Raw genomic sequence first — 12671 nt, 5'->3', positions numbered from 1 at the left:
GATCATGGGAGGAACCTCCTTATTTACGCGGGAATGACCGCACTGTCTTACACGCTAAGACTTTTATTTTTCGTAGCTGGCAGCTTTAGCTTGATACATTGCGATCTCATCTTCAGAACAACGAACATAATGTCCCGGTGTGATCTCATGTAACTTGCGTGGCTTACCTTGCTTATCGTCTTCGATCGAAGCATCGTATTCTTTTTGCTTACGATTGCGTTCAAACTCTGGATCTGGTTCAGGCACAGCTGAGATCAAACTAGCTGTGTAATCATGCAATGGCTTGTTATAAACATCATCTGCTGGGCCCACTTCCAACAAACGACCATAGTGCATAACACCGATCCGATCTGAAATGTACTTCACCATGGAAAGGTCATGCGCGATGAAGAGATAGGTCAGACCCTTTTCTTCTTGCAATTCCTTCAATAAGTTGACGACCTGCGCTTGGATCGAAACGTCCAACGCTGAGATCGGTTCGTCAGCGATGATAAAACGCGGTTTGACCGCTAAAGCACGTGCGATACCGATCCGTTGGCGTTGCCCACCTGAGAATTCGTGGGGATAACGACTGGCGTGATCTTTGTTCAACCCAACTGTTTCTAAGAGCTCTTCGACTTTAGCCCGGCGCTCTTCTTTATTTTTAGCGAGGCCATGGATATCGATCCCTTCGGCGATGATATCTTCGACCGTCATCCGGGGATTCAAAGAAGCATATGGATCTTGGAAGATCATTTGCATTTCACGGCAAAATTCAAGGTGATCTTTACGTGAGGTCAACTTGCTGACATCTTTACCGTCAAAGAGGATCTGACCGTCTGTTGGTTCATACAAATGGATCACACTTCGACCAGTCGTGGTCTTACCGGAACCTGATTCACCAACTAAGCCAAATGTTTCCCCTTCAAAAATGTGGAAACTAACATCATCAACGGCTTTGACCATGCTAGGCTTACCCACGCCGAAGTATTGTTTTAAGTGCTTGACTTCAAGCAATTTTTTGCGTTTTTCTGGCATGTTAAATTCCTCCTGGTCTATTCAGCATCCGCATGCTTCATCGCTTCTGCACGCCGATTTTTTGCAACTTCTTCTTGTTCTTGGATCTCACGCCAGATCTCAGCCCGACGCATGATCTCTGCTGGCGGCTCGATCTGGGGTGCATCTGGATGCAAAAGCCAAGTAGCTGCATAATGCGTATCTGACACCTTAAAGAATGGTGGTTTCTTTTGCGCATCGATCTTCATCGCATATGGATTCCGAGCTGCAAATGGATCACCTTTTGGCGGATCTAAGAGATCTGGTGGTGTCCCTGGGATCGCTTCAAGTTTGGTACTTGAAAGAGTCGGCATCGAGTTCAACAAGCCCCAAGTATATGGATGTTTTGGATTGTAGAAGATCTCGTCTACCGTTCCATATTCAACGATCTGCCCCGCATACATTACGGCGACCCGGTCAGCCATCCCAGCAACCACACCTAAGTCGTGCGTGATAAAGATGATCGAAGTCTCGATCTTAGCTTGCAATTCTTTCATCAAGTTCAAGATCTGAGCTTGGATCGTTACGTCCAAAGCGGTCGTTGGTTCGTCAGCGATCAAGATCTCTGGATAACATACCAAAGCGATCGCAATCACGATCCGTTGGCGTTGCCCACCTGAGAATTGGTGAGGATAGTTATTGAAGCGTTTTTCAGCATTGGTGATCCCAACTAATTTCAAGATCTCTAATGCTTGCGCCATTGCTTTTTTCTTATCCATATTCTTATGGACCATCAAAGGTTCCGCAATTTGGCGTCCGATCTTCATCGTTGGATCAAGCGAAGTCATCGGATCTTGGAAGATCATTGCGATATCTTTGCCACGGATCTTTTGCATCTCTTTTTCAGATTTCTTCAAGAGATCTTGTCCTTGGAACATGATCGAACCACCAACTACTTCAGCATTACTTGCTAATAAGCCCATAATACTCTTAGTTGTGACCGATTTACCTGAACCGGATTCACCTACGATGGCTAACGTTTCACCTTTATTCAAATGAAAACTCACATCGCGAATGGCTTTAACATCACCCGCATAGGTATGGAAATTGATTTTAAGGTTTTTAACATCTAAAATTCGTTCAGCCATACTACAACCTACCTTCTAGTTTTTGGATCAAATGCATCGCGGAGACCATCACCTAACAAGTTAAATGAGATCATCAACACACACAAGACGATCGCTGGATACCACATTTGATATGGTAAGAATTGGAAATTCTTTTGCCCTTCATTCAACAATACCCCAAGGGAAGTTTCTGGGGCTGAGATCCCGATCCCGATAAAGCTCAAGAAAGCTTCAAAGAAGATCGCAGTTGGGATCGTGTACATCGTTTGGATGATGATGATACTTGATAAGTTTGGCACCAAGTGTTTCCAAGCGATCTTAGTTGGGGATTGCCCTAAAGTCCGCGCCGCCAAAACATATTCTTGACTCTTTAACTGGAGCGTCTCGGCCCGGATCATCCGCGCCATCGTCGTCCAACTAGAGATCGCGATCGCCAAAATGATCGATCCGATACCTGGTTTGAAGACCACCAACATCAAAACAACGATAACTAAACTTGGGATGGAGGAGATAACTTCAATGATCCGCTGCATCACGTTATCCGTCCTGCCACCCTTCCAACCCGATACGATCCCGTACGTGACCCCGATCGTCAAGTCAAAGAAGGTAGCAACTAAAGCAACGATCAAGGAGATCTTGGTCCCATAAACGATCCGTTGCGCCAAGGAGCGCCCTAAGTAGTCAGTACCCATAACAAAGTATTTGTCTTTGGATACGCCAGCTTGCGCATATTTATCGACCCAAACATCGCCAACTTTAGCCTTACCATTGAACCCATTGATATTTACACCAGGGATCTTAGCTGGTAAGTTAGCATATTGTGGTTGTGATTTGACCAAAGTATCGCGGTTAACAAATGGTGTCGAACCAAACGCTACAACGATCATAAATAAAATGATAAAGAGCGAAATGACCGCCCCTTTATTCTTCTTCAAACGGCGCCATGCATCTTGGGTAAACGTCAAGGAAGGCGCAGCAATTTTTTCAGCATCAAGCTCTTCTTTTACTTCTAAAGCTTGAAAATCTTCTGGTCGTAATTTCATTTTTTCTTCCATAAAGCTTAGCCCTCGTTTCCAGCAAGTCTGATCCGCGGATCAATGATACCGTAGATGATATCCGTCAATAGGATAACCGCTACAAGTCCCGCAGAAAATAGCATCGTAACACCCATGATCGTTGGGTAGTCGTTAGTCATGATCGATTTAACGAACTGTTCCCCGATACCAGGGATCGAGAAGATATTTTCGATGACCATCGAACCTGTCATCAACGCAACCGTATATGGCCCGATCAAAGTTACTAATGGGATCAAACTGTTGCGCAAAGCGTGATGGTAAACGATCTGGAACTTGCTCAACCCTTTAGCCTTGGCAAGCTCGATATAATCAGAATTTAGCACATCGACCATCCCAGTTCGCATAAACCTAGATGTTTCAGCCAGTGGCCCTACACCGAGCGCGATCGTTGGTAAGACTGTATAGGCAAAGCCACCCCAATCAGCGATCGGGAACCAGCCAAGTTTCAAAGCGATATAGTATTGAAGTAAAACAGCTAACACGAAGTTTGGTACTGATTTACCGATGATCGATAGGATCGTAACACCAGTATCGATCCAAGTGTTGCGGTTGATCGCAGCAATCGAACCAAAGATGATCCCAAAGAAGACCCCAAAGATCATCGCTTGGATCCCCAATTGAGCTGAAGCCCCGATCCGGCTTGAGATCAAATAGGAAACTGGTTGATTACTAAATTGGAATGATGTTCCCATGTCACCATGTAACATCCCTCCAATATAGAGTAAATATTGCATCCAGATCGGTTTATCCAAACCATATTGTTGGTTCATGATCGCAATCTGTTCGGGTGACATTTTTTCTTGGTTTGAATATGGCGTCCCGGGCATGAGCTTCATCAAAAAGAAGGTGATAGTTGCCACTAAAAATAGCGTCAACGCCATATAGAAAACCCTTTTTAACAGGTATTTCTTCATATCGTATATCCTCTCGTTTCTGAGATGTCTTTTTTGCCAAACAACGCAGGATAGTTAGTCCTGCGTTGTTTGATATTTTAAATCATTTTAAGTCTGATCTTATCTACCGTCAACTAAAAACTAGTTACCTGAGATGTAAGCTTCCTTAAAGTTGTAGTTTACACCAGCAGAGTTAAAGATAACATTTTTCACGGAAGGTTTTACCATCCATGGTTTTGTACTTTGGTAAAGCGGAATAACACCTTGATCGTCCATCAAGATCTTTTCAGCTTGCACTAAATCATCCCAACGCTTAGCTGGATCATTAGCATCAGTTGTCTTAGAAGCTTCGATCAAGCGATCGTATTCTTCATTCTTCCAACCACCAGCATTTTGGGAGTTATCAGAAGTCATCAAGTCTAAGAAGGAGATAGGGTCAGCAAAGTCAGCACCCCAACCGGAAACAACGACGTCAAAGTTCTTTTGTTCTGTCCGTGCTAAACGTGTCTTGAATGGTACGTTAGAAACAGTAACTTTGACCTTATCTGAGCCAAATGTTTCAGTGATTTCACTTTGTAAGAATTCCGTTGCCTTCTTAGATGTATCAGTATCATCACCTAAGATAGAAAATTCGATCTTATCTTGGCCAACTTCTTTGAGACCTTCTTCAAAGAGCTTCTTAGCGTCTTTTTCATTATACTCAACCGCTGATTTTACATAAGCTGCGTCAACGAAATCTTTACCATTACGTTCAGCTAAGTCACTGGAGACAAATCCCTTAGCTGGTGTAGAAGCACCCGCTAAAACTTGTTTAACGTATTGTTCACGATCGATCGCTTTAGAGATAGCTTGACGGATCTTAGTGTTAGCAAATTCAGCTTTTTGTTCGTTAAGTTGTAAGTAGAATACGGAAGCTTCCTTACGGTCTGTATAACCAGTTTGGCCCTTGAGCTGACGTGCTTGTTCAGCCCCTAAAACAGTTGCATCCACTTTACCAGATTGGTATAAGTTGTAAGCTGTTGTTGTAGACTTATTAACTTTATAGTTGATCTCGTCTAACTTAACTTTGCTCTTATCCCAATAGTTCTTGTTCTTAGCTAAAGTCCAGCTAAGGTTTGTCCCTGTCCAATCTTTCAAGACAAATGGACCATTGTAGACCATGTACTTGGAAGCTGTCCCGTACTTGTCGCCGTATTCTTCGACCACTTTTTGATTTTGTGGGAAGAATACTGGGAAGCCCATCAATAACTTGAAGTATGGTACTTGCTTATCAAGTGTTACGACTAATTTATGGTCGCCGTCAGCTTTGATCCCTAATTCACTAGGTTGCTTTTTACCATCCATAATGTCCTGTGCATTAGCTACACCGTCAAAGAGGTAAGCATATTGTGAACCAGTCTTAGGGTCGACTGTGCGTTGCCAAGAATAAACGAAATCTTTGGCAGTTACAGGATCACCGTTAGACCACTTAGCGTTCTTACGCAAAGTAAAAGTATAGGTCAAACCATCATCAGAGACCTCTGTCTTCGTTGCGATCCCTGGTTCGATCTTAGAGTTCTTACCTAAGCGATAAAGACCCTCCATCGAATTATTCAATTGGTTAAAACTAACAGTGTCTGTTGCTTTGGAAAGATCCATCGATGGCAACTCTGCACTTTCGCTCCAGTTGAGCACTTGCTTGTCGCTGGCACTATTATCTGAGCTCTTGCCACAAGCAGCGAGAAAAACAGCTGACAACGCCACAACAGCGCCCGCTTTGGCTAATTTAGCTAATTTCATAGATTCACAACTCCTTAATAATTACTTAATGGCTCTAAATTACATCCTACTTTAATAACTTTTGACTTAAATAATATATGATAACGAAATTAAAATCAAGTGTTTATTCTAATTCAAAACGTATAAATTTATATATATAAAATTATATCTCATTCAAAAAAGTTGATATATCAACGATTTTTCCATTTATTTTAGCTAATTTTTGTCTAAATTTTTTTGGTAATTCGGAAATATTTCCATTTAAACCTAAATTAGAGACACGATAATTCGGAATGTGCAATTAACCAAAACTGAATTCAAAGAAAGCATTTTCTCATTTATACTCCGCCCCGACTAATTTACTAGTACAGTGGTATAATTTTAGTAATATCACTTGATCAAGGAGGATCTTTATATGACACCAGTTATCATTGCGGGTATCGAAAATGAACAAGAAAATTTTGACTATACGATGGCAGAACTAGCTTCTCTAGCTGAGGCTGCCAACATGGAAGTCACCCGCCAGTTCAAACAAAAACTCGAACGTCCGATCGCTGCTACTTACCTAGGCAAAGGTAAAGCTGAAGAGATCAAAACGGCTGGGGCAGTGACCGACAGTCAGATCTTGATCTTAAACGACGAATTGACACCCACGCAGATCCGGAATTTAGAAAATATCACCGAAATGCGCGTTTTAGATCGCACAGCCTTGATCTTAGAGATCTTTGCAGCGCGGGCTAAGACCAAAGAAGCCAAACTCCAAGTCCAAGTGGCTAAACTGCAATATCAATTGCCCCGGTTGCATACTGGGCTTACCGATAAACTCGACCAACAAACGGCCGGAAACGCTGGTGGTGGCTATACTAACCGTGGGGCGGGTGAAACTAAGCTCGAATTGAATCGCCGGGTGATCGAAAAAAAGATCAGCGCTTTGAACAAAGAACTCAAAACGATCGACAAAGAACATCAGACCCGTCGTAAACAACGCCAACGCTCTGGGATCAAGACGGCAGCGTTAGTCGGCTACACCAATGCCGGAAAATCGACTACGTTAAATGGACTCCTTCGGCTATTTGGTGAAACAGAAAACAAAGAAGTCTTTGAAAAAGATATGCTTTTCGCCACTTTAGATACATCTGTTCGCCGTCTCCGTTTTGATGACAACAAAGAGATCTTGCTAAGCGATACGGTCGGTTTTGTCTCCAAATTGCCACACCAGTTGGTCAAAGCCTTTCGGACAACTTTAGCCGAAGCTGCCAACGCCGATCTCTTAGTTCAAGTCGTCGATCTTTCCGATGACCACTACCAAGAGATGATCGAAACGACTGAAAAAACTTTGGCCGAGATCGGTGTAACTGACATCCCGATGCTTTATGTTTTCAACAAAGCAGATAAGCTTGCTGTCAGCTACCCTAGCTTAGCTGGCAGAGAATTGACCTTCAGTGCCCAAGATGACGAATCGTTAAAAGCACTAGCTGAACTATTGAAACAAGAGCTCTTCAAGGACTATCAGACGCATACGTATCTCATCCCATATGCCAAGGGAAATCTCGTTGAAGAACTCAATCAAAAGGCGACTGTGCTTGAAACTGAGTATCTCGCTGATGGGACTAAGCTCAAAGCCGAAGTTGCACCGGCTTTGGCTGGCCGTTTAGCTGAACATCAACTTGACTAAAAATAGACGTGTTTCTTCTTTTGTAAGGAAGAAATGCGTCTATTTTTTATCACATACCTATAAACATAAACGAATCAATAGTATTTCTTAGCTACTATTTCAAAAGCCAGCTACATCATGCCCACCTCAATTTATAGCCGATTTTGCTTAAAAAAATTATCTGAAATTCTAAAATAAACTTTCTTTAAAATCTAAAATATGCTAACTTTTATCTTAGATACTACAAAAAGGTTGGTAATTTATGAAAAAAAATGAGCAAGTTCACTTAGATCGTTCGATCAATCTATTTTCCGCATTAGCGTTAGTGATCGGGACCGTTATCGGCTCTGGGATCTTCTTTAAACAAGCTTCTGTTTTAAGCTACTCCCATTCGACGACCATGGCTTTACTTGCTTGGTTCTTCGGTGGCGTTTTGACATTGACCAGTGGCTTGACGATTGCCGAGATCGGCTCTCAAATGCCGCAAACTGGTGGCTTATACATTTACATGCACAATCTTTACGGTAAAGTTTGGGGCTTTTTATCCGGCTGGATGCAGATCACTGTTTATGGGCCTGCTGTCATCGCCGCGTTAGGTTCGTATTTGGCGATCTTGTTACAAGCCTTCTTTGGCTTTCCCGCTAGCTATACACCTTTTGTCGGAGTCTTATCCGTTGTTTTGATCTCTGGCTTTAACTTCTTATCTAACCGCTATGGGTCTGCACTACAGATCGTTACGACATTATGTAAGTTAGTTCCGATCGCTGCGATCATCATTTTTGGTCTGCTCTTTGGTGATCAAAATGCCGTGGGTCAAGTTTTAGCCGAACGATCATCTAGTGTGGCGGGTAATTTTGGGGTCGCAATTTTAGCAACATTATTTGCTTATGATGGTTGGATCTTGATCGCTAATATGGGTGGTGAGATCAAAAATCCTCAAAAGATCTTGCCACTCGCGATCGTTTTAGGTCTGTCAGCAGTATTGATCATCTATGTTTTAGTTTCTTACAGTATTTTCAAAACGATGCCGGCTGAGATGATCGCTCGCTATGGTGAAAATGCTACCCCACACTTTGCGGAAATGGCATTTGGCAAGATCGGGGGTAAGATCTTAAACATCGGGATCATCATTTCGATCGTCGGCTGTATGAATGGTAAAGTCATGACCATCCCACGGATCATGTATGCGATGGCTAAAAACAATGAGTTACCATTTTCCAAGCAATTAGCTTATCTCAACAAAACGATGCATACCCCAATGGTCTCGATCTCTGCGATCGCAGTCATCGCTTCCGGGATGATCTTGACCGTGGATGCTGATCGTTTGACTGAGATCTGTATTTTTACGATCTATTGTTTCTATGTAATGACCTTCTTTGGCGTCTTCAAATTGCGTAAAACAACGCCAAGAGCGAAACGACCATTCTCAACACCACTTTATCCCTTGACCCCGATCGTAGCGATCTTAGGAGCAGCGTTTGTCTTAGTCAGTGAATTATTCTCTGACCTAAGTGGCGTCGTGATCTCCCTAGTGATCGTCTTATGCGGTCTGCCGATCTATTATTATAAGAATAGAGTGTAAGGCAAAGTGGGAAATGCCGTATGAATAACGGGAATACCGCCGTGATGCGTGTTTTGCATCATGGTGGTATTTTTGTTATTCACTAAGCATTGCTTTGTCGCACACGTTTCAATAGGGTGTAAGAACTGACGGGTTGCACCGTACAGATAACTGAAAGATCGCCAGGATGCGCTTCTTGCATCGTGGCGATCTTTTTGTTATCTGCTAGGTGTTGTCAGTTCGCACACGTTTCGATAGAGTGTAAGGCAAAGCGGGAAATGCCTAGTGAATAGTAAGAGCCCGACCAAGATGTGTGTTTTGTATCATGGCCGGGCTCTTACTATTAGTGCTTATCAAATTTATTGCTGGTGATCAATTCGATCGTTTGATCCATCTTGGTGCGGTGATCTTTTTCATCTAAAAGTAGTGTCGTGATGATATCCACAATATAAGTCATCGCAAATTGCGAATTGATAAAGCGGACGTTATCCACAAAATTACTATTCTTGACTAAAAGTGCCAGATCACTCAATTGGTATAACGGACTATCCTCGATCCCGGTGATCGCGATCTATAATCAGATCACAACCCCAAAAGAACATTTGATCTTACCGGAATGCGGTCATGAAGATATGCATGTTGGGGTCAACGATCAAGTCTTTAACTGGTTATTTAAAACACAGATCACTGACTGCTAAATAAAGCGGGACTCACTACGATACACAGTGAGTCCCACTTTATTTATGTTATTTATCGCGGCGGCGACGTAAAGATATCTCAGCCGTTTCATCTGCTTTTTTTACCCGCTCGATATCTTCTCTGATCTCAGAGCCTAAATGAGCTGATTCCTCTTCTTTAGGTCGATATGCGATCTGGATCCCTAGTCTATATGGTTCATCTTTTTGCATCATCGTTGACCGACCGGCAAACTTATACGGCCCGCCAGTCAAAGCAACGGCAGCTAAAGAGAGACGATACCGCTTCAAGGCTTCGATCCCACGCAGTAAGCCCACTTGGGTCACTTCCCCGAGTTCTTGGCGCTCGATCTGATTGACGCCACCATAGACGAGTAATTTGCCATTGACCTCACGCAATTCATAATACGGCAAGGCTACGGGCTCATTTAGGGCAAAGAAACGGTCACCACTCTTTGCTTTTTTAAAGAGCTCTTTATCTTTTGCTCCCCCAAAATCAAGCTGGAGATACCCGACCTGTTCTAATTGAGCCACAACTTTTTGTAAATTTTCACGTTGCTTGTGGTTTGTCCGCAACGTTGATGGTAAAAATTCTTCATCTTTGAAGATCCCATTAGTCTGCATAAACCCTGAAGCTACCCCAGCATTTTCTGCAGCACGCGTGTCGGGGATCTTGACGCCCAACATTTTTTCAACTTTAGGCGAGATATCGAGCTTTGAGACCCGATCTTCCGTAAAGAAATATAAAATATTGAGATATGTGAAATACAGTAACGCTAAGAAAGCTAAGATAAACAGCAGACCACGAACGATAAAACCGTTCGCAAAAAAGCGGTAAGCAACGTAAAGCAAATAGAAATTACCTACACCCCCAACGATCGTATAGATCCGATTTTTGAGCGTGGCATTCATATTAAAATAACCAATATAACTATTGATCATCCCTAAAATACTAAACACATTCCTACCCCCTATTGCGCATTATTATCCTGCGTTGTATTGTTGTCATTAGTTTGCGCATTATTTTGTGCGCCATCTTGTTTGGTCGACTCACGCTCAGTTTGGTCAGTTTTTGCACTCGAGCTACTGCTTTGACGCGTGGTCGAACTTTGTGTTTGGCTATCATCTTGTGTCGTATCGTCTTCAACACTGCTTGATGTCTTAGCTGCTGAGCTTTCAGCCTCATCATCAGTCGTTGAAGACGAACTTGAACTGACTTTATCCGAACTTGAACTCTTATCCTCGTCATCACGCTCGCTACTACTTACTCGCTCACTATCTAGAGAGGTTGAGACCGAGCTGACACTGCTGGAGGAAACTTTTTCAACGGCTTTTCCTTCAGAGGTATGAGTCACTTTGTTGACCGCCACGTTGGTAGCCCCCAAGGCCAAAACGATCGACAGGATCGCAAATGGTGTCAACAAAGGTGGTGTACGATATGCCATTTTTACTACCCCCAATTTTTTCTTACTACTCTAATCCTACTACATCTGTGGACCTAGCTGTTTAAAGATTTGCTAAATTTTATTGTAACTTAGCACAGTTTGGACAAAGACCATAGAGTTCGAACCGGTGGCCTTCGATCACACAACCCTCCAATTGATCTTGAAAGATCGTCAAAGGGCACATCTTGACCTCACGCACGCGACCACAATTTTGACAGATGAAGTGGTGATGATGTAACCGATCAAAATCGCACTGGTATTTAACACAGGCTCCCGAAGGCTTATCCTTGGTCTCAATGATGCCTAATTCACTAAAATCCTTTAAATTCCGGTAAACAGTATTATAGCTCATCCCGGGATAGAGCTGTTTCATGTGCTCGGTCACTTGGGTAATACTGACATATTGTTCTTTAAAGCCACACAAGTACTCTAACAAGCTCCTTCTTTGCTTGGTGATCCGATAATGGTGACTTTGCAACACTCTGATCGCTTCATTGATCAATCCTATCCCCCCTAAAGAATAATTATTACTATTTAATATGATACCACGCTTTAAGATAAAATATCAGCCACAAGTTGTTCGAGTTTGGCATAGGTCTGCTGCAACTCGGCATTTTGTAGAACATGAGCTTTGGCACGTAATGCCGCGGGTAACTCAGCATCTCGCTTAGCCTCCTTGCTTGCCAGCCGTTGCTCGATCCTAGCCTTTTTATCACCTCGTGCATGCAAACGCTCGACTTGCACCGCCGTAGAAGGTAATTCTAAAAAAATGACCGTCAGTAACTCAGCGGGCAATTTATCTAAATAAGTCAAAACGCCCTTCGTGTCCAAAACTATCACCGCCCGCTTGTCATGCTTTAAAGCACGTTTCAGGCCTTCAAATGAAGAACCGTAGTAATTATCATCATAGGTAACGTACTCTAGATAGTGGTTATCAAAGAAAGTTTCTTGCGTTTCAAAATAATAATCTTTACCATCTCTTTCACCTTGTCGCTTTGGTCGCGTCGTATGCGTCACCACCTTGGTAAAGCCTAAATTCTCGGTCAAATACGCTTGGGCCGTCGTCTTGCCACTACCAGGGGCACCACAAATGATAAATAAATTTCCATCTAATGTTTCCAAAAAAATCACCTATTTACTCTATCTTAAACTAAACTTGATCCTTTTTTCTTGCAAAATAAAGGTATCCATTATAAAATTGTAAGCGTTGACAGATGCTATATCTATTTTTTTAGATACGATATTGCTGTCAACTTTATTCTATACTTAATGGAGGGGTATTACTATGGAATTTGGCGAATTTTCAAAAGCAAACTACTCGATTTCTCTGGATACAAAAAGCCAACTTTTCAGTGCCCGCTCAAATGATAACCCTAAATTTGAAGCAACGGGCGTGACGATTCAAGATGCACTCTCTGAATTGTCGAAGTTAGACGCTAAGATCCGCTTATAATCGTAGTTAATTAGAATATTCAACCTTGAGGCCA

The 12671-nt window shown here is 42.6% G+C and carries 14 protein-coding genes; 4 read left to right on the top strand and 10 right to left on the bottom strand.

Translation table 11 applies throughout. The annotated features are described in order from the left end of the window. Positions 1-63: 63 nt before the first annotated feature. From FC30_RS06785 to FC30_RS06765, 5 genes are all read right to left on the bottom strand, one after another. Entirely contained in the window at positions 64-1017 is a 954-nt protein-coding gene (locus FC30_RS06785) for an ABC transporter ATP-binding protein (protein ID WP_010690319.1), read from the bottom strand. Positions 1018-1034: 17 nt separating this feature from the next. Beyond that, on the bottom strand, positions 1035-2123 hold the full coding sequence (locus tag FC30_RS06780) for an ABC transporter ATP-binding protein (protein WP_010690318.1): 1089 nt from the start codon (positions 2121-2123) through the stop codon (positions 1035-1037). Positions 2124-2131: 8 nt separating this feature from the next. Next, entirely contained in the window at positions 2132-3157 is a 1026-nt protein-coding gene (locus tag FC30_RS06775; protein ID WP_010690317.1) for an ABC transporter permease, read from the bottom strand. A gap of 5 nt (positions 3158-3162) precedes the next feature. Continuing rightward, positions 3163-4092, bottom strand: coding sequence for an oligopeptide ABC transporter permease (gene opp3b, locus FC30_RS06770; protein WP_010690316.1), 930 nt, complete (start codon positions 4090-4092; stop codon positions 3163-3165). Positions 4093-4212: 120 nt separating this feature from the next. Beyond that, entirely contained in the window at positions 4213-5850 is a 1638-nt protein-coding gene (locus tag FC30_RS06765; protein ID WP_010690315.1) for a peptide ABC transporter substrate-binding protein, read from the bottom strand. A 394-nt stretch (positions 5851-6244) separates the two neighbouring features. Between FC30_RS06765 and hflX the strand changes: the two genes are divergently transcribed. Then, complete coding sequence (hflX, locus tag FC30_RS06760) at positions 6245-7504, top strand: GTPase HflX (protein WP_010690314.1); 1260 nt, start codon at positions 6245-6247, stop codon at positions 7502-7504. Between the two features lie 241 nt (positions 7505-7745). After that, positions 7746-9065, top strand: coding sequence for an APC family permease (locus FC30_RS06755; RefSeq protein ID WP_056938495.1), 1320 nt, complete (start codon positions 7746-7748; stop codon positions 9063-9065). A 322-nt stretch (positions 9066-9387) separates the two neighbouring features. On the opposite strand, the gene FC30_RS06750 is transcribed toward FC30_RS06755, so the two are convergent. Next, positions 9388-9537 (bottom strand): hypothetical protein, encoded by a 150-nt coding sequence (locus FC30_RS06750; protein ID WP_179854471.1) that lies wholly within the window; start codon positions 9535-9537, stop codon positions 9388-9390. A 13-nt stretch (positions 9538-9550) separates the two neighbouring features. Here FC30_RS06750 and FC30_RS09365 point away from each other — a divergent pair, with 13 nt between their 5' ends. Further along, positions 9551-9742 (top strand): acetylxylan esterase, encoded by a 192-nt coding sequence (locus tag FC30_RS09365; protein ID WP_179854470.1) that lies wholly within the window; start codon positions 9551-9553, stop codon positions 9740-9742. Positions 9743-9790: 48 nt separating this feature from the next. Here the strand turns inward: FC30_RS09365 and FC30_RS06745 are convergent, their stop codons facing one another. The 4 genes from FC30_RS06745 to FC30_RS06730 form a co-directional block, all read right to left on the bottom strand. Beyond that, complete coding sequence (locus FC30_RS06745) at positions 9791-10699, bottom strand: DUF6681 family protein (protein WP_010690309.1); 909 nt, start codon at positions 10697-10699, stop codon at positions 9791-9793. 11 nt (positions 10700-10710) lie between these two features. Beyond that, positions 10711-11184, bottom strand: coding sequence for a hypothetical protein (locus FC30_RS06740; RefSeq protein ID WP_010690308.1), 474 nt, complete (start codon positions 11182-11184; stop codon positions 10711-10713). Positions 11185-11263: 79 nt separating this feature from the next. Further along, positions 11264-11686, bottom strand: coding sequence for a Fur family transcriptional regulator (locus FC30_RS06735; RefSeq protein ID WP_010690306.1), 423 nt, complete (start codon positions 11684-11686; stop codon positions 11264-11266). 50 nt (positions 11687-11736) lie between these two features. Then, positions 11737-12315 carry a guanylate kinase gene (locus tag FC30_RS06730; protein ID WP_103050379.1) on the bottom strand — a complete coding sequence of 193 codons (579 nt, stop codon included), beginning with the start codon at positions 12313-12315 and terminating at the stop codon, positions 11737-11739. 154 nt (positions 12316-12469) lie between these two features. On the opposite strand from FC30_RS06730, the gene FC30_RS09610 reads away from it, so the two are divergent. Then, the gene (locus FC30_RS09610; protein ID WP_004050845.1) at positions 12470-12637 is read left to right on the top strand and encodes a hypothetical protein; all 168 of its coding nucleotides are present in this window, start codon (positions 12470-12472) and stop codon (positions 12635-12637) included. Positions 12638-12671: the final 34 nt, after the last annotated feature.

This window comes from Ligilactobacillus animalis KCTC 3501 = DSM 20602 (genome assembly GCF_001434535.1).
GTDB classification, from domain to species: domain Bacteria; phylum Bacillota; class Bacilli; order Lactobacillales; family Lactobacillaceae; genus Ligilactobacillus; species Ligilactobacillus animalis.
This window is presented reverse-complemented; position numbering and strand designations above follow the sequence as displayed.